We start from the raw sequence: 17,583 nt of genomic DNA on the forward strand, positions 1-17,583 counted from the left end.
CGGGACCGTGGCATGTACCGCCGCCCTCTAGATCCGCGAGTTTCCGCCATGCCGATTCCGTTCATCGACCTGCAGGCCCAGCGCCAGCGCCTCGGCGAGCCCCTGGAGGCGGCCATCCTCGAGGTGGTGCGCTCCGGCGCCTATGTCATGGGTCCGCAGGTGGCCGCCTTCGAGGCCGCGCTCGCCGAATTTGGCCAGGCGCCGCACGTGCTGTCCTGCGGCTCGGGGACGGAAGCCCTGATGCTGCCGCTGATGGCCTGGGGGATCGGACCCGGCGACGCGGTCTTCTGCCCGTCCTTCACCTTTGCGGCCACCGCCGAGGTCGTGCCCCTGGTGGGCGCCTCGCCGGTCTTCGTCGACATCCTGCCCGACACCTACAATATGGACGCCGTCCACCTGGACGCCGCCATCGCCGCGGTGAAGGCCGAAGGCAGGCTGACGCCCAGGGCGGTGATCGCCGTGGACCTGTTTGGCCAGCCCGCCGACTATCCCGCGATCAGCGCGGTCTGCCGCAGGCACGGGCTGAAGCTGATCGCCGATTCCGCCCAAGGCTTCGGCTGCACCCTGGACGGCCATCACCCCCTGCACTGGGCCGATGTGGCCACCACCAGCTTCTTCCCGGCCAAGCCGCTGGGCTGTTATGGCGACGGCGGGGCGGTGCTGAGCAAAGAAGCGCGCCTGCACGACCTGCTGGTCTCCCTGCGGGTGCACGGCCAGGCGGTGAAGTCCGACCTCGAGGGCCGCACCTTCGACCACGATCCCAAGTACCTGAACATGCGGATCGGCATGAACGCCCGGATGGACACGATCCAGGCCGCGGTCCTCTTGCAGAAGCTGTCGATCTTCGCCGACGAGATCGCCGCCCGGAACCGGGTGGCCGATCGCTACGCCCAGGGGCTGGGCGACGTGGTCCGGACGCCTGACGTGATCGCCGGCGGCGTCTCGGTCTGGGCCCAGTACACCATCGAAACCGACGACCGCGACGGCCTGGCCGGACACCTGAGGGCCGCCGAAATCCCCACCGCGGTCTATTATCCGATCCCGATCCACAAACAGGGGGTCTATTCGGGCTATCCTGTGGGGCCGGGGGGCCTGCCGGCGACCATGGCCGCGGCCGAGCGGGTCATCAGCCTGCCCATGCACCCCTATCTGGAGGCCGACGTGCAGGATCAGATCATCGCCGCCATCCGCGCCTTCGCCGGTCGCAACGCATGAGCGGACCTGCCCTGGACGGGGATCGTCCGACGCCGGATCAGATGGCCGCGGCGTTCGAGGCCCGCGCGGAATCCCGCGACCTGGTCATCGGCGTCATCGGCCTGGGCTATGTGGGCCTGCCGCTCGCCGAAGGCTTCATCGGCAAGGGTTTCCGCGTCCTGGCCTATGACCCGGACGCCGCCAAGATCGCCGCCCTGAGCAGCGGCCACTCCTACATCAAGCACATCTCCGACGCCCGGGTCGCGGCCATGGGGGCCACCGGCCGGCTGGAGGCCACCACAGACGAGGCGCGCCTGGCCGCCGCCGACGCCCTGCTGATGTGCGTGCCGACGCCGCTGAACGTGCATCGGGAGCCGGACCTCTCCTATGTGGCCGACTGCGCCAAGACCATTTCGCGGCATCTGCGCCGGGGTCAGCTGGTGGTTCTGGAATCCACCACCTATCCCGGCACCAGCGAGGAGTTGATCCGGCCCATCCTGGAGGCGGCCACCGGCCTGAAATCGGGCGTCGACTTCGCCATCGCCTACAGCCCCGAGCGCGAGGACCCCGGCAATCTCGACTTCGGGGCCACCACCATCCCCAAGGTGGTTGGGGCCGACACCCAGGCCGAGCGGCGGATGGCTATCGCGGTCTATTCGCCGCTCACCCAGGTGGTGCCGGTCAGCGACCTGAAGACGGCCGAGGCGGTGAAGCTGACCGAGAACATCTTCCGGCTGGTCAATATCGCCCTGGTCAACGAGCTCAAGGTGGTCTTCGAGAGCATGGACATCGACATCTGGGAGGTGATCGATGCGGCCAAGACCAAGCCCTTCGGCTACATGCCCTTCTATCCGGGGCCGGGCCTGGGCGGGCACTGCATCGCCATCGACCCCTTCTACCTGACCTGGAAGGCCCGCGCCCACGGCGAGGCCACCCGTTTCATCGAGCTGGCCGGCGACGTGGTCGCCGCCCTCCCCCGGCGGGTGGTGGAGGCGGTGGCCGAGTCCCTGTCCAGCCGCGAAGGCAAGGCGGTCAAGGGCGCCCGCATCCTGGTGGTCGGCCTGGCCTACAAGAAGAATGTCGACGACATGCGCGAGAGCCCCTCGCTGCACGTGATCCGCCTGCTGCGCGAGCGCGGCGCCCTGGTCGACTATTATGACCCGCACATCCCGATTGTTCATGACCATGGCGAGCATCCGGAAGTGGCCGGCATGAGCTCCATCGCCTGGGACCTCGCCGCCATCGGCGCCTATGACTGCGCGGTCATCTGCACCGACCACGACGCGGTGGACTACGCCGCCCTGACGACGGCGGTCCCCCTGGTGGTGGACACCCGCAACGCCGTCGGCCGCCTGGCCCCCGACTTCGTGGATCAGATCCGCAAGGCCTGAGGACAAAGCCGCCCACGCTCGTCACCCTCGGGCGCGACCCGAGGGCCTATGAACACAGAGCCAGTCCCGTATTCATGGATGGTCGGGTCAAGCCCGACCAAGACGGTGAAGCCCCTACTTGAACCAGCAGAGCTGCTCGGTGGTGGCCAGCAGGACGCCGTCCCGGGACCAGAGCGCCCCGTGCTGGTCGAAGAAGCCGCTTTCGAACCGGCGGCCCTTGGCTTCGCCCAGGATGAAGTCGCCGCCCACCGCTTCCAGCTCCGCCGGCGTGGCGTGGAAATAGACGCTCATGCTCACCGTCGAGGCCGGCCGCCGCTCGGCGCTGCGGTAGAAGATCCGCGGGGCGAAGACGTCGGCCAGACCCGCCAGCAGCACATAGTCCAGCGGTCTCGCCTGGTGGTCGCGCATCCAGTTGCGGGTCAGGCTGTCGGGGTTTTCCTGCAGCGGCGCCGAGCCCTGGACCGGCCGCTGCTCGAACATGGCGGTGAAGAAGCCCGGACGGGTTGGGACGCTCTCGATATCTTCGGGACGCTTTACGCCCTCGGGAAAGCTCGCCTCGTGGGTCGAAAAGGTCTCCCGCCGCTGGCCGAGGGTCACCATGGCCATGGCCACCGGGGCGCCGTTCTGGATGAGCTCAGAGGTCCAGAACTCCACAGACTTGCCCTGGCGGGCCGGCCGCGTGGAGAGCTGCAGCGGACTGTCGTCCAGGCCGCCCATCAGATTGACGGTCAGGCCCACCGGCGTGCCGCCATGGTCGCTCTCGGCCAGGACGGCCTTCAGCAGCAGGGCGGCGGTCCAGCCGCCCCAGGGGCCGATCATGTTCCAGTAGCGCTTGTCGATCCGGGAGTCCCACAGGCGGGGACCGGCCGGGCTCAACGGCAGGGCTTCGTCGAAGTCGTGCAGGCGCACGGGCGCGGCGGCGTCCATGGGAAATCCCTCAAAAAATGGCAGGCGCGGCGGGGAGGCCGCGATCAATAAGCCTGCTTCTAGAAAGGGCGCCCTAGGGGAAGGCAAAACGAATGAGAGCGCAGCCAAGGACTGCGCTCTCTCCGTCAGGATGAGGCCGGAACTCCCCCAAGCCCGGCTACGTCACAGCAAGGGATGCGACGCTCCTAACAGCCTTTTTCCCGGTAGAGGCCCAGCAGGTGGTTCATGCGCTGCTGCTGGGGCGAAACGGTCGGGGCGGCGACCTCGCCGCCGGCCGCCACCGCCTGACCGACGGCCTCGGAGCTGGAATCGGCCACCGCGCTCAAGGCCTGGGCGGCGAAGGGGCTGAAGGCCCCGCCCACCATGCCGCGGGCCAGCCCATAGCGAGCCGCGCCGCCCAGGACGCCGCTGGCCAGGCCGCCGGCCATGCCCCGGCCCTGCTTGGCGCGCTGGGCCTGCTTGGCGGCTTCCGCCTGCTCGGCCATCAGCTGGGCGTTCAGCGCGTTGGCTTCGGCGCCGACCCGCTCGCAGCTCATGGCCCGGTCGCCGGGACGCAGCACCTGATAGACGCCGGGGTCGATCATCGGCGCGGCGGGCGGCAGGCTCTCGGCCGGCGCCGGCGGCAGGGCGGTGACGTCAGGGGTCTGGGCGACCGCGGCGCCGGCGGCCAGCGCCAGGGCGGCCGTGGCGCAGATCAAGCGCTTCATGGTTTTGGTCTCCATAGGACGGAAGATGGCGGGGAGGATCATTGGCCGCGCGCCTTGCGGATCTCGGCCACCAGGGCGGTATTGAAACCCTGGATGGCGGCGCGGCTGAGGGCGGCGTAGCGCTTGGGCGAAACCTCGGCGTCGTAGACGAGGCTCTGGCGGTAGATCGAGCCGAAGCCGACGCTGACCAGGGCGTTGTGGGTGGCGACGGAGTCCGATCGGTCGGCGGTCTGGGCCAGGATGCCGAAGGGCTGCGGGGTGAAGGCGCCCTTGGTGGTGAACCAGCCGGGCATGGCGCCGCCGCTGTCGTTCCCCCAGACGAAGTCCACCCGCGACGTGGGATTGATCCCGAACCGCAGTTCGGCATCCACCGAGGCCGAGCCGCTGTAGGTGCGCCGGCCCGTGCTCTCCATGTCGATATAGTCGAGCAGCAGCCGCGGCGAGATGATGATGGCGTCCAGATCGCGGCTGGCCCGGCCGAACCGCATGAGGGCGCCGGAGGCCGCCACCGCCCCCATGCCCGTCTCAAAGGCGTGGCCCTTGATGGGCGGCAGCCCCGTCGGGCCATAGACGACCCAGGCCTTGGTGGCCCGACCGTCGATGATCCCCTGCCCGCCGAAACGGGCGCTGTAGCGGGCCAGGCCCTGCATCTGCTCGGACGCCAGCTGGGCGACCGGGTCGACCACCTGGAAGCCGGCGGCCTCAAGCTGGCGCACCAGGTCGGCATAGGCCTCGTCGGCCAGGTCGCGGGCCATCTCATCGGTGAGGCCCACCAGACGGGTGGCGATCTGGGTCCGCCGCTGGCTGGGGTCGAGGCCGGCTCCGCCACCGAAGGCGCTGGCGCTGGCGCCCTGGACGAAGGCCAGGGTGTAGCCCGGGATGGCGATCTTCGACCGGTTGGCGAGGAACCGGGTGGAATGGCCCTGCAGCGCCACCGGCAGGGGCGGCGCATGGGTCGGCATCATGTCCAGCTGCGCGAGGCTCACCCGACCGCCGGCCTCGGCGCCCACATAGAAGCGCCCCACCGCGCCGCTGACCGAGGTCGAGCCGGTGCGCCCCGACGAGGCGTCCTGGGCCGGCGGCGCGCCTGCCGGCGGGGTGTAGAGGGCGCCGAAGGGATCGGACTGGCTCGCAGCCGGACCGCTGAAGGCCAGGGTCAACAGGCTGGCGCAACCCAGGACGCTAAGGCCCTGGCGGCGACGGCGGATGGTGAGGCGCATGGGGGAATGGCCTTGGCGAAAACAGACGGAGGCGTGTCGTCCCCTTCCTGCGGCCTGCGACGGGACCGCCGCATGATCCAAACGGACTAGGCTGGCCGACTTCGGCGCGCCGGGCGCCTTGCGATCATCGCCCCGGCATGGGAAGGCTTGGCGTCAAACGTTTGTTTTAAGTCATTAGGGAGACGGCCCATGAAGGCTGCGGTCTATTACGAGAACGGCGGTCCTGAAGTCCTCAAATACGAGGAAATTCCGGACCCGACCTGCCACCCCAAGGGGGTGATCATCCGCGTCGAAGCCATCGCCATCGAGGGCGGCGACACCTTGAATCGCTGGCGCGGCCCGCTGATGACCAACCCGCATGTGGTCGGCTATCAGGCGGCCGGCGAAATCATCGAGATCGGCTCGGAAGTCACCAATGTCCGGGTCGGCCAGAAGGTCGCCACGGTGAACAACTGGGGCAGCCATGCCGAGCTGCGCTCGGTTCCGGCGCGCAACTGCTGGCCTGTTCCCGACGGCTTCGACCTGCGCAAGGCCGCGGCCATTCCGGTGACCTTCGGCACGGCCCATGACTGCCTGTTCGAGTTCGGCCGCATGAAGAAGGGCGAAACCGTCCTGGTCCAGGCCGGCGCGTCGGGCGTCGGCGTGGCAGCCATCCAGCTGGCCAAGCGGGCCGGGGCCGGCCTGATCCTGGCTACCGCCTCGTCCGACGAGCGGCTGGAGAAGCTCAAGCGCCTCGGCCTCGATCACGGCATCAACTACACCCGCGACGACGTGGTGAAGGAGGTCAAGCGCCTGACCGACAACAAGGGCGTCGACGTGGTGGTCGATTCCGTCGGCGGCTCGACCCTGCAGGGCTCGATCAATTCGCTGGCCTATCGCGGCCGGGTCTCCATGGTCGGCGCGGCCGGGCGCGAGCCCATGGTGGTCGATGTCGGCACCATGATGGGCGGCAACCGGGCGCTGTCGGGCGTCTTCCTGGGCGCCGAGATCGGCACCGACCGGGTGCATGACAACATCCAGCAACTGATCGAAGACGCCGCCAAGGGCGAGCTGGAAGTGATCATCGACAAGGAATTCCCCCTGTCGGACGCCGCCGGGGCGCATGCCTATATCGAGAGCCGCCAGGCTGTCGGCCGGGTGGTGCTGGTCCCCTGATCGCCCCATGATCGGACGGCGCGGGCGCAGGCCTGCGCCGTCCGCAATCCTTTTCCTATACCGGGAGGCCGCCATGCCCCGCGCCGCCGTCAACGGCATCGAGATCGAGTACGAGACCTTCGGCCCGGATGACGCCCCGCCCGTGCTGCTGATCAACGGCCTGGGGTCGCAGATGACCCGCTGGCCCGTCGCCTTCTGCGAGAAGCTGGTCGCCCGGGGCTATCGCGCCATCCGCTTCGACAACCGCGATGTGGGCCGCTCCACCTGGTTCCAGTCCGGCGACCGCTACACCCTGTCGGACATGGCCGCCGACGCCTCAGGCCTGCTGGACTGCCTGAAGATCGACAAGGCCCATGTGGCTGGCGTCTCCATGGGCGGCATGATCGCCCAGACCGTGGCCATCGAGCATCCGGGCCGCGTGCGCTCGCTCACCTCGATCATGTCGGCCACCGGCGCGCCGGGAACCATGGACTCCACCCCGGAAGCCGCCGCCGTGCTCACCCAGGTGGCGCCAGATCCCACCGTGGACGAAGAGGCCTTCGTCGCCCACGGCATGAGGAACGCCCGCATCATCGGCAGCCCGGCCTATCCGTGGACCGACGAGGCCCTGCGCGAGCGTGTGCTGTCGGAAATGCGCCGCGCCTTCAATCCCAAGGGCGTGCAACGCCAGCGCGGCGCCATCGGGGCCAGTGGCGATCGCACGGAGAAGCTCTCCAAGCTCGACGTGCCCACCGTCGTCCTGCACGGCGAGGTCGATCCGCTGATCCCCAAGGCCGGCGGCGAGGCCACGGCCAAGGCGATCCCCGGCGCGGAGTTGCGCATCATTCCGGGCATGGGCCACGACCTGCCCGAAGCCCTCTACGACACAATTATCGACGCCATCGTCGCCGCCGCCGAACGGGCGCGCTGACGCCTTTATCGCAGGAGAACTACATGGGACGTCTCGAGGGCTTTTCGGCCGTGGTCACCGGCGCGGCCAGCGGCATCGGCCGCGCCAGCGCCAGCCTGTTCGCCAAGGAGGGCGCCCGGGTGGTCTGCGTCGACCGCGCCGAGGCCGTGGAAGAGACCGCCGCGTCCATCCAGGCCCACGGGGGCCAGGCGATCGCCATGACCGGCGACGCCGGGGATGAGGCCTTCGTCCAGTCCTACATCCAGCGCGCGGTGGACGAATTCGGCGGCCTGGACGCCGTCTACGCCAATGCCGGGATCACCGGCGGCCCCACCCCCTTCTTCGAGCTGACGCCGGAGATCTGGACCGAGGTGCTGCGGATCAACCTGATCGGCCCGTTCCTGGCCATCAAGCACGCCAGCAAGGTGATGATCCCCAAGGGCAAGGGCTCCATCGTCTGCACGGCTTCCGTGGCCGGCATCCGCTCTGGCGCTGGGCCGGCCTCCTATTCGGCCTCCAAGGCCGGGGTCATCAACCTGGCCACCACGGCGGCCAACGAGCTCTATGGCACGGGCGTGCGGGTCAACGCCGTCTGCCCGGGCCTGATCGAGACCGGCATGACCCAGAGCGTCTTCGACTATGCCCGATCCCGCGGCAGCGAGGACAGGATCGGCCAGCTCAATCCGCTGAAGCGCGCCGGCGTCCCCGACGAGATCGCCCACATGGCCCTGTTCCTGGCCAGCGACGAGGCCTCCTATGTCAACGGCCAGGCCATCGCCGTGGACGGCGGTCTCTCGTCCTCACATCCCGTGGGCAAGCGCGGCGGCCCCCGATAGGCGCAACCTTCGAAGGGGCGCAGGGTTTTGCCTTGCGCCCCGGCGGGCGCTAGAAGCGGCGCTCACACGCTGCAGACCAGACGAAGACCTCCAGGACCCATGGCCGGACATTCAAAGTTCAAGAACATCATGCACCGCAAGGGCCGCGCCGATGCGGTGCGGTCCAAGCTGTTCTCCAAACTCAGCCGCGAGATCACGGTGGCCGCCAAGTCGGGCATGCCTGACCCGGCGATGAATTCCCGCCTGCGCCTGGCGGTGGCCAACGCCAAGGCCGAGTCCATGCCCAAGGACAATATCGACCGGGCGATCAAGAAGGCCTCAGGCGCCGACGCCGAGGCCTATGAAGAAATCCGCTATGAGGGCTTCGGCCCGGGCGGGGTCGGCCTGATCATCGAGGCCCTGACCGACAACAGAAACCGTGCGGCGGCCAATGTGCGGGCCATCTTCGCCAAGAACGGCGGCAATCTGGGGGAGACCGGCGCGGTGTCCTTCATGTTCGACCGGGTCGGCCAGATCGTCTATCCGGCCAGCGTCGGCACCGAAGACAAGGTGATGGAAGCCGCCATCGAGGCCGGCGCCGAGGACGTGGAATCCGACGAGGACACCCACACCATCTACACCGCTTTTGAAGGCCTGTCCGAGGTCGCCCAGACCCTGGAAGCCTCGCTCGGCGAGCCCAAGTCCACCACCATCGCCTGGCGCCCCAAGACCCTGACGCCCGTTGAGGGCGAGCCCGTCGCCACCCTGATGAAGCTGATCGACGCCCTGGAAGACGATGACGACGTCCAGAACGTCTATGGCAATTACGACATCTCCGACGAGGACCTGGAGACCTACGCCGGCTGAGCGCCCGTGAAGCTCCCGCGCGCCTCGCGCGTTGGAGGTCCATGGAGTGGTTCGCCGCCTATGTGCTGCCCGTTGCGGGCGCCGTCATCGCCGGCGGGCTGATCGGGTTCGAGCGGGAGTACCGCGGCCGGCCGGCCGGCTTCCGCACCCACATCCTGGTCAGCCTGGCCTCGGCCCTGCTCATGCTGGCCGCCGTCCACCAGGTCGAGTGGATGGGCGATGTCTCGGCCGAGATCATCCGCATCGATCCGGTGCGCATGGCCCACGGCATCCTGACCGGGATCGGCTTTCTCTGCGGCGGCGTGATCTTCCGCCATGGCCTCAGTGTGCACGGCCTGACGACGGCGGCCTCCCTCTGGATCACCTCGGCGCTCGGCACCCTCTATGGCGTCGGCTTCTACGGCCTGGCGATCGGCGGCACGGCAGTGACGGTGCTGGTCCTGGGGGTCCTGCGGTGGGCCGACCGGCACATGCCCCAGCTCAATATCATCGACGTCCGGGTCTGTTACCGTCGCGCCGAAGCCCTGGACGAAAGCGCCTTTCGCGAGCTGATGGGCGAGTTCGGCCTGCACGCCGGCGCCATCAGCCAACGGCTCTGGGCCGGCGCCGGGGACCGGCTGGGCCGGGTGGAATACAGCGCCACCCTGCACGGCAGCGGCCAGCTCAAGGTGGAGCGCCTGGCCAGGCGTCTGCGCGATGATCCCCTGGTGGTGGAGTACAGGCTTGCGCCCCGAAAGGACTGAGCCAGGCGACAGGGCCATGCCTGCGGTGCTAGAAGCCGCGCCCTCATGACCTTGCGAATCTGGATCGAAACCAATCATCAGGCCCCCTACCGCACCGGCGGCTGGGCCTGGCTCCGTCAGACCGGCAAGGCCGTTTCCGGCGCCGCCGGCGGCGACCGGGACCTGGACGCCGAAGGCTTCTGCATCCGCGCCCTGCAGGCGGCGCTGATCGATCTGCCGGCCGACGAGGGGGTCGCCCTGCACCTCTCCGACCCCCTGCTGATCGACGGCGTGCGCACCATGTCGGCGAGGCGGGCGGCCGGCTGGCTGGATGAGGCCGGCGCGCCCGATCCGGAAGCCAAAGGCTGGGAAGGGGTGGCCCAGGCCCTGGCCGGGCGGACCCTCAGCCTGGTCCGCACCCAGCCCACCGACCCCCACACGCCGGCCGGCTTTGCGGCCGCCTGGGCCGAGCTCGCCCGGGACAAGGCCAAGACCAAGGGGACGTTCAAGAACCCGATCCCCCGCCCGAACCTGACCAAGGTCCGCGGCCTCTAGGCAAGCGTAAACGCCGCCTTAACCCCGTGGCGGGCTAATCGGCCGGTAGGAACAATCCCCGAACACGCCTATAGAGTCGCCCATGGCCGCCGTGCGAATCCTTGGACTGGACCCCGGCCTCCGCCGCACCGGCTGGGGGGTGATCACCATCGAGGGCGCACGTCTGACCCACGTGGCCCATGGGGTCATTGCGCCCAAGGACTCCCTGCCCTTTTCCGAGCGCCTCCTGGTTCTGTTCGAGGCCATCAGCGCCATCGTCGCCGAGCACGGGCCCGACGAGGCCGCGGTGGAGGAGACCTTCATGAACAACAACGCCGCCTCCGCCCTGAAGCTGGGCCACGCCCGGGCCATGGCCCTGGTGGCGCCGGCCCGCGCCGGTCTGCCGGTGGCCGAATACGCCGCCACCGTGGTCAAGAAGGCGGTGGTGGGCACCGGTGGCGCCGACAAGGACCAGGTCGCCTTCATGATCGCCCGGCTGCTGCCGGCCGCCGGCGGCGTCACCGCCGACGCCGCCGACGCCCTGGCCGTGGCCATCGCCCACGCGCATGCCCGCACAGCCCGCAGCCTTGCGGCGCGGATACCGTCGAGGAAGGTGGCGTGATGATCGGCCGGCTGCGGGGAACGGTCGCCGAGATCGGCGAGGAGGACGCCCTGATCGATGTCCTGGGCGTCGGCTATGTGGTCCGCTGCGGCGCCCGCACCCTGGCCCGGCTGCCGCCGGTGGGCGAGGAGGCGGTGCTGCACATCGAGACCCAGTGGAGCGAGCAGGCGGGCATGCGCCTCTATGGCTTCCTCACCCGGGACGAGCGCCGCACCTTCCTGATCCTCAAGGAGATCCAGGGGGTGGGCCCCAAGGCCGCGCTCGCGGTGCTGGACGTGCTGCCGCCGGCCGAGCTGGCCGCCGCCGCCGGGCGTCAGGACAAGGCGGCCATCGCCCGCGCCCAAGGGGTGGGGCCCAAGCTCGCCCTGCGCATCGCCACCGAGCTGAAGGACAAGCCGCTGACCGACCTGCCGATCAGCGCCTTTGCGCCCGGCGCCGGGGCGGCTGAACCGTCCGTGACGCCTTCAGCCTCCGGCGAAGCGGTCGCGGCCATGATGGGCTTGGGCGTCGCCGAGCCCCAGGCCCGCCGACTGGTCGAGGCCGCGGCCGCGCGCCTGGGCGAAGAGGCGCAGGCGCCCGCCCTGATCAAGGCGGCCCTGCAGGAGCTCGGCCGGTGAGTCGGCTGGTCAGCGGCGAGGCGGCCCCAGCCGAGGGGACCGACCGGGCCTATCGCCCCCAGACGCTCGCGGAATTCGTCGGCCAGGAGCAGTCCAAGGCCAATCTGCGGATCTTCATCCAGGCCGCCCGCGACCGCGGCGACACCCTCGACCACGTCCTGCTGTTCGGGCCGCCGGGGCTGGGCAAGACGACGCTGGCCCAGATCATCGCCCGGGAGATGGGGGTGAACTTCCGCGCCACCTCCGGCCCGGTCCTGGCCAAGGCCGGGGACCTGGCCGCCATCCTGACCAATCTGGAGGCCGGCGACGTCCTCTTCATTGACGAGATCCACCGCCTGGCGGCCAATGTGGAGGAGATCCTCTATCCCGCCATGGAGGACCATGTGCTGGACCTGATCATAGGCGAGGGCCCCTCGGCCCGGTCGATCCGCATCGATCTGTCGCCCTTCACCCTGGTGGCCGCCACCACGCGGGCGGGCCTGTTGGCCACGCCGCTGCGCGACCGGTTCGGCATCCCCGTCCGCCTGGAATTCTACACCCCGGCCGAGCTCATCAAGGTCCTGGCCCATGCGGCGGGCAAGATGGGGGTGAGCCTGACCAAGGACGGCGCCGCCGAGATCGCCGCCCGCGCCCGGGGCACGCCGCGGGTGGCCGGCCGGCTGCTGCGCCGGGTGCGGGACTTCGCCGCCGCAGAGGGCGCCGCCGAGATCGACCGTGGCGCCGCCGGCCGGGGCCTGGCGCGTCTCGAGGTGGATGAGGTGGGTCTGGACTCCCTCGACCGCCGCTATCTGCGCGCCCTGATCGACAACTATGGCGGCGGGCCGGCCGGGGTCGAAACCCTGGCCTACGCCATCGCCGAGGCCCGCGACGCCGTCGAGGACGTGATCGAACCGTATCTGATGCAGCAAGGCTTCATCCAGCGCACCCCCCGGGGTCGCGTGGCCTGCGCCAAGGCCTACGCCCATCTGGGCCTGACCCCGCCGCCCCAGCCGCCGGGGGCGGGCCAGGCGACCCTGTTCGACGAATAGACGAAAGGCCCGACGCGATGACGCCTGCCCCTGGCGAGCCTTCCGCCGGCTGGATCGACGGCCGCGAACACGTCCTGCCGGTCAGAATCTATTACGAGGACACCGACTTCACCGGCGTCGTCTATCACGGCAACTATCTCCGCTATTTCGAGCGCGGCCGGTCGGACTTCCTGCGGCTGGCGGGTGTGCGCCACGCCGAACTGCTGGCGCAGGAGACCCCGGCGGCCTTCACCATCGTGCGCATGGAGCTGGATTTCAAAGCCCCGGCCCGCATCGACGACGCCCTGCAGGTGCGCACCACCTATGACCGGGTCAAAGGCCCCCGCCTGTTCATCAGCCAGAGGATCGTGCGGGGCGAGACCCTGATCGCCCAGGCGGCGGTCCTGGCCGCCTGCATCGGCCTGGATGGCCGGCCCCGCAAGCCACCGCCGGGGATGGCGGCCGCGCTCATCCCCTTCTTCGCCCACGAGCCATCAGCCTCCTCATAAGGCCCGGGCAGGTGACGACGAGCGCACGGTGATTCAACTTTGCTGCGATCGATTCGAGGCGTGTGGCGTTTCTGCGCGTTAGGCAGGATTCGGTAAGGTTATTGCTGTTCCAGTGTCTCGTTAAGGACGTGGTCATCACCGACCGGCGCCTTAAGTTCGCCACCGCCACGTTCCAAGCCACCCCTGGGCGCAATCTCGCCCTCGCCAACGGAGCCCAGACCGCATGGACCCCGCCGCCTCCGGCACATTGACGGCCGAAAGCTTTTCCCTGATCGCGCTGTTCCTGCGCGCCGACTGGGTCGTGAAGGCCGTGATGATCGGCCTCGGCCTCGCCTCCCTGTTCTCCTGGGCGGTGATCATCGACAAGCTGCTGCGGTTCAGCGCGCTCAACCGCCATGCCGACCAGTTCGAGGACCAGGTGTCGTCGGGCCGGTCCCTGGAGGAAATCGCCAACGAGGCCGGCGAACGCCCCCGCCACGCCCTGCCCCGCATGCTGCAGGCCGCCCTGCGGGAATGGCGCGAGGCCCGAACCAAGGGCCTGTCCAGCGACACCCAGGCCGGCTTCCTGATCCAGCGCATCGACCGGGTGCAGGACGCCATCATCGCCCGCGAAGCCTCCCGCGTGGAGGAAGGCCTGCCCCTGCTGGCCATCGTGGCCACCGCCTCGCCCTTCGTCGGCCTGTTCGGCACGGTCTGGGGGATCATGGGCGCCTTCCAGGCCATCGCCATCCAGCAGAACACCAACCTGACCGTGGTGGCCCCGGCCATCGCCGAGGCGCTGTTCGCCACCGCCATCGGCCTGGCCGCCGCCATCCCGGCCTATATCGCCTACAACAAGTTCTCCTCCGACGCCGCGCGCTACTCCGGACGCCTGGAGGGCTTCGCCGACGACCTGGCCACCGCAATCCAGCGGCGGCTGAGCGATCGGGCCTAAGTCCCCATGGCGCTCTCCTCCCACGACGCCTATTCGGCCGGCGGCGGCCGGCGGCGACGGCGGTCCAGCCGCCGCGGCGCCCTGTCGGAAATCAACGTCACGCCCCTGGTGGACGTGATGCTGGTGCTGCTGATCGTCTTCATGATCTCGGCGCCGCTCCTCACCGTCGGCGTGCCCCTGGAGCTACCCAAGACCGAGGCCAGCGCCATCCCCGACCAGTCCGAGCCCCTGACCGTCTCGGTGCGCGCCGACGGCGCGGTCTTCATCGACGAGGAGGAGACGCCCTTCGACAGCCTGTCGCCCCGCCTGATCGCCATGGCCGACGGCTCCACCGAGCGCCCGATCTATGTGCGCGCCGACGGCCGGGCCACCTACGCCCTCGTCGCCCAGGTCATGGCCGCCCTGGCCAGCTCGGGCTTCACCTCGATCAACCTGCTCACCGAGACCGGCGGCCCCTCTTCGGGCGCGGATCAGACGGCGCGCTGAGGCCAGCGCATGCGCGATGAGCGGTCGAATCTGAGCTCAGCCCTCATAATCTCGGCGATCCTGCACGTCGCCGTCGTCGGCGCGGCCCTGATTCCCTGGCCCTGGGCGCGGGAGCTGACCGTCGGGGCGGTAGTCCCGATCAAGGTTGTGAGCTCGATCCCAGACAATCCTCGCCCCGCCGTCCAGGGGCCGGAAGATCAGGCCGCCCAGACCGAGACGCCGGAGCCCGAGGCGCCGCTTGATGCGCCGGCTGCGGCGCCAGAGCCACAACCTGAGCCGCAACCACAACCTCAGCCTCAGCCTCAGCCTCAGCCTGCGCCGCAACCCACGCCCAAGACGCCGACGCCCAAACCTGCGCCGACGCCCAAACCCGCGCCGACGCCGAAGCCGACGCCCACCCCGCCTCCCAAACCGGCGCCGGCGCCCAAGCCCGCGCCCACGCCTGCGCCTGCGCCGGCTCCGTCTCAACCGGCCCCGAAGCCGCCCGCCCCCAAGCCTGCCGCCCCGGCCAAGAAGGACAGCGGCCTGGACCTGGACGCCCTGGCTGACAGCCTCAAGGGCTCTCGCAGTTCCGCCGCCAAGGGACCCAGTCGCCCCGAAACCGCGACCCAACCCCGCGCGACCACCGGCAGCGGCATCTCCGGAGCCGCCATGTCAGGCCTGTCCGAAGAACTTCAGCGCCGCTGGAATCCCAATTGCGAGGTCGAGGCGGCGCGCAACGTCCGCGTGCGTGTCACCTTCCGCCTGGGGAGCGACGGCCGGGTGGTCGGCAATGTTCAGGCCGGCGGACAGGAAAACTCTTCGGACCCCGTCGTCCGCGCCGCCGCCGAACGCGCCATTCGCGCGGTCTATAGCGCCGCCCCCTTCACCACCCTGCCCCGCGAGTTCTACGGTGACCAGATCGCCGTGAGCTTCAACGCCGCCCAGGCGTGCGCCGACAATTAAGGAGCATTCGAGCCCATGCGTCTAAGGACCCTGTTCGTCGCCCTGACGGCGGCCCTGCTGTCGGCCGCGACCCTCGCCAGCCCTGCGCGCGCCCAGATCGAGGTGGACGTCAACCGCGGCGATATCCAACCCCTGCCCGTCGCCGTACCCGCCTTCACCGGCGAGCGGGGCGCGGAAATCGCCCAGGTGATCACCAGCAATCTCGAGCGCTCGGGTCTGTTCCGCCCCATCGACCCGGCCGCCTTCATCGAGCGCGACCTGGACATCCGCTACCAGCCACGCTTCGCCGACTGGAAGACGATCAACGCCCAGGGCCTGGTCAATGGCGAGGTGACGGTGGACGCCACCGGCCGCCTGACCGTCAACTTCCGCCTATGGGACGTCTTCTCCGAACAACAGCTGCTGGGCATGCAGTTCACCTCGACTTCGGAGAACTGGCGCCGGGTGGCGCACAAGATTTCTGACGCCGTCTATGAGCGCCTGACCGGGGAAAAGGGCTATTTCGACACCCGCGTGGTGTTCGTGGCCGAGAGCGGCGGCCGCGTGGACCGGATCAAGCGCCTGGCCATCATGGACCAGGACGGCGCCAATCCCAGCTATCTGACCGACGGCTCCTACATCGTCATGACGCCGCGGTTCTCCTCCACCAGCCAGGAGATCACCTACATGGCCCTGCGGCCGGACGGGTCGTCGATCTACCTGTTCAATCTGGAGACCGGCCGCCGGGAGTCCCTGGGCAATTTCAGCGGCATGGTGTTCGCTCCGCGCTTTTCACACGATGGCGGCAAGGTCGCCTTCTCGGTGGAGCGAGGCGGCAATACCGATGTCCACGTCATGGACCTGCGGAGCCGCTCCACCAGCCGCCTGACCAGTGATCCCTCCATCGACACCTCGCCCTCCTTCTCGCCGGACGGGGGGCGGATCACCTTCAACTCTGACCGGGGCGGCTCCCCGCAAATCTACGTGATGAACGCCGATGGATCAGGCGCCATGCGGATCTCCCGGGGGAGCGGCCGATACATGACCCCGGTGTGGAGCCCAACGGGCGAATACATCGCCTTTACCAAACAGGCCGGCGGCCAATTCCATATCGGCATCATGCGCCCCGATGGCTCAGGGGAGCGCCTTTTGACCACCAGCTATCTGGATGAGGGTCCTACCTGGGCGCCCAATGGCAGAGTTTTGATGTTCTCCCGTGAAACATCTGGCGGACCTTCGCGTTTGTGGACGGTTGACGTGACGGGCCGGGTAGTCCGGCCGGCGCCCTACCCTCAGTCAGGGTCGGACCCGGCTTGGTCGCCTCTGCTCAACTGAATGTGAATGCAGGAAAAGAGTTTTGAAGTTGTTAGGCTAGCTTGACTTCAGCATGTACAACCGCCTTCGCAAGTGTGACTGGCCCCGGGCGCGCCCCGCTATTATAACTCTTTTATAAGGAAAGACTGCGTGATGACCACCAGCTCCATGACCAAGCGCGCCGCAAAGTTTGCGGTTATCGCGCTCGCCGCCGCCTCCGTCACTGCCTGTGCTTCACGTCCCAAGCCGGAAGCCGTAGGCCCCACGCCTCCGCCCCCGCCGCCTGCGACGTCCCAGCCGGGTACGACGCCGCCGCCCGTGAGCCAAGGCGCTCTGCCGGGCACCCAGCAAGACTTCGTCATCAATGTTGGCGACCGGGTCTACTTTGACTTCGACGCCTATTCGGTTCGTGGCGACGCCGCCCAAATCCTGGAAGCCCAGGCCGCCTGGCTGAACCGCTATCCGTCGGTGATGATCCGCATCGAAGGCAATGCCGACGAACGCGGCACCCGCGAATACAACCTCGCCCTGGGCGCCCGTCGCGCCAACGCCGTGCGCGACTTCCTGGTCGGCCGCGGCGTGTCGTCGAGCCGCATCAACACCGTGTCCTACGGCAAGGAACGCCCGATCGATCCGGGCACCAGCGAGGACGCCTACCAGCGCAACCGGAACGCCCACACGGCGATCACCTCCGGCGCCAACTAGGCCTGAGCTCAAGCTATGAACTGGCGGAGGGGACCCCTGGCGGG

The 17,583-nt window shown here is 69.2% G+C and carries 20 protein-coding genes; 17 read left to right on the forward strand and 3 right to left on the reverse strand.

Going from position 1 to position 17,583, the window contains the following annotated elements:
* Positions 1 to 48 precede the first annotated feature (48 nt).
* Together Q7S93_RS06260 and Q7S93_RS06265 are read left to right on the forward strand one after the other, a co-directional pair.
* Positions 49 to 1,215: a DegT/DnrJ/EryC1/StrS family aminotransferase gene (locus tag Q7S93_RS06260; RefSeq protein WP_304712881.1), complete on the forward strand. Its 1,167-nt coding sequence runs from the start codon at positions 49 to 51 to the stop codon at positions 1,213 to 1,215.
* Positions 1,212 to 2,585, forward strand: a complete 1,374-nt coding sequence (locus tag Q7S93_RS06265; RefSeq protein ID WP_304712882.1) for a nucleotide sugar dehydrogenase — start codon at positions 1,212 to 1,214, stop codon at positions 2,583 to 2,585. The genes Q7S93_RS06260 and Q7S93_RS06265 overlap by 4 nt, the downstream gene beginning before the upstream one ends.
* A gap of 114 nt (positions 2,586 to 2,699) precedes the next feature.
* On the opposite strand, the gene Q7S93_RS06270 is transcribed toward Q7S93_RS06265, so the two are convergent.
* The 3 genes from Q7S93_RS06270 to Q7S93_RS06280 form a co-directional block, all read right to left on the reverse strand.
* The gene (locus Q7S93_RS06270; RefSeq protein ID WP_304712883.1) at positions 2,700 to 3,512 is read right to left on the reverse strand and encodes a thioesterase family protein; all 813 of its coding nucleotides are present in this window, start codon (positions 3,510 to 3,512) and stop codon (positions 2,700 to 2,702) included.
* Positions 3,513 to 3,697: 185 nt separating this feature from the next.
* Positions 3,698 to 4,219: a hypothetical protein gene (locus Q7S93_RS06275; protein ID WP_304712884.1), complete on the reverse strand. Its 522-nt coding sequence runs from the start codon at positions 4,217 to 4,219 to the stop codon at positions 3,698 to 3,700.
* Between the two features lie 38 nt (positions 4,220 to 4,257).
* On the reverse strand, positions 4,258 to 5,439 hold the full coding sequence (locus tag Q7S93_RS06280) for a hypothetical protein (RefSeq protein WP_304712885.1): 1,182 nt from the start codon (positions 5,437 to 5,439) through the stop codon (positions 4,258 to 4,260).
* Between the two features lie 189 nt (positions 5,440 to 5,628).
* Between Q7S93_RS06280 and Q7S93_RS06285 the strand changes: the two genes are divergently transcribed.
* From Q7S93_RS06285 to pal, 15 genes are all read left to right on the forward strand, one after another.
* A complete protein-coding gene (locus tag Q7S93_RS06285) occupies positions 5,629 to 6,594 on the forward strand; it encodes a quinone oxidoreductase family protein (RefSeq protein WP_304712886.1) in 966 nt (321 codons plus the stop codon).
* 73 nt (positions 6,595 to 6,667) lie between these two features.
* On the forward strand, positions 6,668 to 7,504 hold the full coding sequence (locus Q7S93_RS06290) for an alpha/beta fold hydrolase (RefSeq protein WP_304712887.1): 837 nt from the start codon (positions 6,668 to 6,670) through the stop codon (positions 7,502 to 7,504).
* 23 nt (positions 7,505 to 7,527) lie between these two features.
* The gene (locus Q7S93_RS06295; RefSeq protein ID WP_304712888.1) at positions 7,528 to 8,319 is read left to right on the forward strand and encodes an SDR family NAD(P)-dependent oxidoreductase; all 792 of its coding nucleotides are present in this window, start codon (positions 7,528 to 7,530) and stop codon (positions 8,317 to 8,319) included.
* Between the two features lie 99 nt (positions 8,320 to 8,418).
* A complete protein-coding gene (locus Q7S93_RS06300) occupies positions 8,419 to 9,165 on the forward strand; it encodes a YebC/PmpR family DNA-binding transcriptional regulator (protein ID WP_304712889.1) in 747 nt (248 codons plus the stop codon).
* 41 nt (positions 9,166 to 9,206) lie between these two features.
* Positions 9,207 to 9,908, forward strand: coding sequence for an MgtC/SapB family protein (locus tag Q7S93_RS06305; RefSeq protein WP_304712890.1), 702 nt, complete (start codon positions 9,207 to 9,209; stop codon positions 9,906 to 9,908).
* Between the two features lie 45 nt (positions 9,909 to 9,953).
* Positions 9,954 to 10,442: a hypothetical protein gene (locus Q7S93_RS06310; protein ID WP_304712891.1), complete on the forward strand. Its 489-nt coding sequence runs from the start codon at positions 9,954 to 9,956 to the stop codon at positions 10,440 to 10,442.
* An 82-nt stretch (positions 10,443 to 10,524) separates the two neighbouring features.
* Positions 10,525 to 11,043 (forward strand): crossover junction endodeoxyribonuclease RuvC, encoded by a 519-nt coding sequence (gene ruvC / locus Q7S93_RS06315; RefSeq protein ID WP_304712892.1) that lies wholly within the window; start codon positions 10,525 to 10,527, stop codon positions 11,041 to 11,043.
* Entirely contained in the window at positions 11,043 to 11,660 is a 618-nt protein-coding gene (gene ruvA, locus Q7S93_RS06320) for a Holliday junction branch migration protein RuvA (protein WP_304712893.1), read from the forward strand. The genes ruvC and ruvA overlap by 1 nt, the downstream gene beginning before the upstream one ends.
* The gene (gene ruvB / locus Q7S93_RS06325) at positions 11,657 to 12,688 is read left to right on the forward strand and encodes a Holliday junction branch migration DNA helicase RuvB (RefSeq protein ID WP_304712894.1); all 1,032 of its coding nucleotides are present in this window, start codon (positions 11,657 to 11,659) and stop codon (positions 12,686 to 12,688) included. Before ruvA ends, ruvB begins: the two co-directional genes overlap by 4 nt.
* Before the next feature lie 17 nt (positions 12,689 to 12,705).
* Positions 12,706 to 13,176, forward strand: a complete 471-nt coding sequence (gene ybgC / locus Q7S93_RS06330; RefSeq protein WP_304712895.1) for a tol-pal system-associated acyl-CoA thioesterase — start codon at positions 12,706 to 12,708, stop codon at positions 13,174 to 13,176.
* 223 nt (positions 13,177 to 13,399) lie between these two features.
* Positions 13,400 to 14,110: a protein TolQ gene (gene tolQ / locus Q7S93_RS06335; RefSeq protein ID WP_304712896.1), complete on the forward strand. Its 711-nt coding sequence runs from the start codon at positions 13,400 to 13,402 to the stop codon at positions 14,108 to 14,110.
* 6 nt (positions 14,111 to 14,116) lie between these two features.
* Complete coding sequence (locus Q7S93_RS06340) at positions 14,117 to 14,596, forward strand: ExbD/TolR family protein (RefSeq protein WP_304712897.1); 480 nt, start codon at positions 14,117 to 14,119, stop codon at positions 14,594 to 14,596.
* A 9-nt stretch (positions 14,597 to 14,605) separates the two neighbouring features.
* Positions 14,606 to 15,541, forward strand: coding sequence for an energy transducer TonB (locus tag Q7S93_RS06345; RefSeq protein WP_304712898.1), 936 nt, complete (start codon positions 14,606 to 14,608; stop codon positions 15,539 to 15,541).
* 15 nt (positions 15,542 to 15,556) lie between these two features.
* The gene (tolB, locus tag Q7S93_RS06350; protein WP_304712899.1) at positions 15,557 to 16,855 is read left to right on the forward strand and encodes a Tol-Pal system beta propeller repeat protein TolB; all 1,299 of its coding nucleotides are present in this window, start codon (positions 15,557 to 15,559) and stop codon (positions 16,853 to 16,855) included.
* Between the two features lie 132 nt (positions 16,856 to 16,987).
* Positions 16,988 to 17,539 (forward strand): peptidoglycan-associated lipoprotein Pal, encoded by a 552-nt coding sequence (gene pal / locus Q7S93_RS06355; RefSeq protein ID WP_304712900.1) that lies wholly within the window; start codon positions 16,988 to 16,990, stop codon positions 17,537 to 17,539.
* Positions 17,540 to 17,583 lie beyond the last annotated feature (44 nt).

Origin of the sequence: Phenylobacterium sp. (assembly GCF_030646615.1) — a bacterium.
Lineage (GTDB): Bacteria > Pseudomonadota > Alphaproteobacteria > Caulobacterales > Caulobacteraceae > Phenylobacterium.

Coding starts and splice junctions, on each gene's coding strand:
- Q7S93_RS06275 (WP_304712884.1), bottom strand. CDS start 4,219: ATGAAGCGCTTGATCTGCGCCACGGCCGCCCTGGCGCTGGCCGCCGGC.
- Q7S93_RS06310 (WP_304712891.1), top strand. CDS start 9,954: ATGACCTTGCGAATCTGGATCGAAACCAATCATCAGGCCCCCTACCGC.
- Q7S93_RS06295 (WP_304712888.1), top strand. CDS start 7,528: ATGGGACGTCTCGAGGGCTTTTCGGCCGTGGTCACCGGCGCGGCCAGC.
- ruvA (WP_304712893.1), top strand. CDS start 11,043: ATGATCGGCCGGCTGCGGGGAACGGTCGCCGAGATCGGCGAGGAGGAC.
- ruvC (WP_304712892.1), top strand. CDS start 10,525: ATGGCCGCCGTGCGAATCCTTGGACTGGACCCCGGCCTCCGCCGCACC.
- tolQ (WP_304712896.1), top strand. CDS start 13,400: ATGGACCCCGCCGCCTCCGGCACATTGACGGCCGAAAGCTTTTCCCTG.
- Q7S93_RS06260 (WP_304712881.1), top strand. CDS start 49: ATGCCGATTCCGTTCATCGACCTGCAGGCCCAGCGCCAGCGCCTCGGC.
- Q7S93_RS06340 (WP_304712897.1), top strand. CDS start 14,117: ATGGCGCTCTCCTCCCACGACGCCTATTCGGCCGGCGGCGGCCGGCGG.
- Q7S93_RS06270 (WP_304712883.1), bottom strand. CDS start 3,512: ATGGACGCCGCCGCGCCCGTGCGCCTGCACGACTTCGACGAAGCCCTG.
- Q7S93_RS06285 (WP_304712886.1), top strand. CDS start 5,629: ATGAAGGCTGCGGTCTATTACGAGAACGGCGGTCCTGAAGTCCTCAAA.
- Q7S93_RS06280 (WP_304712885.1), bottom strand. CDS start 5,439: ATGCGCCTCACCATCCGCCGTCGCCGCCAGGGCCTTAGCGTCCTGGGT.
- tolB (WP_304712899.1), top strand. CDS start 15,557: ATGCGTCTAAGGACCCTGTTCGTCGCCCTGACGGCGGCCCTGCTGTCG.
- pal (WP_304712900.1), top strand. CDS start 16,988: ATGACCACCAGCTCCATGACCAAGCGCGCCGCAAAGTTTGCGGTTATC.
- Q7S93_RS06265 (WP_304712882.1), top strand. CDS start 1,212: ATGAGCGGACCTGCCCTGGACGGGGATCGTCCGACGCCGGATCAGATG.
- Q7S93_RS06345 (WP_304712898.1), top strand. CDS start 14,606: ATGCGCGATGAGCGGTCGAATCTGAGCTCAGCCCTCATAATCTCGGCG.
- ybgC (WP_304712895.1), top strand. CDS start 12,706: ATGACGCCTGCCCCTGGCGAGCCTTCCGCCGGCTGGATCGACGGCCGC.
- Q7S93_RS06305 (WP_304712890.1), top strand. CDS start 9,207: ATGGAGTGGTTCGCCGCCTATGTGCTGCCCGTTGCGGGCGCCGTCATC.
- Q7S93_RS06300 (WP_304712889.1), top strand. CDS start 8,419: ATGGCCGGACATTCAAAGTTCAAGAACATCATGCACCGCAAGGGCCGC.
- Q7S93_RS06290 (WP_304712887.1), top strand. CDS start 6,668: ATGCCCCGCGCCGCCGTCAACGGCATCGAGATCGAGTACGAGACCTTC.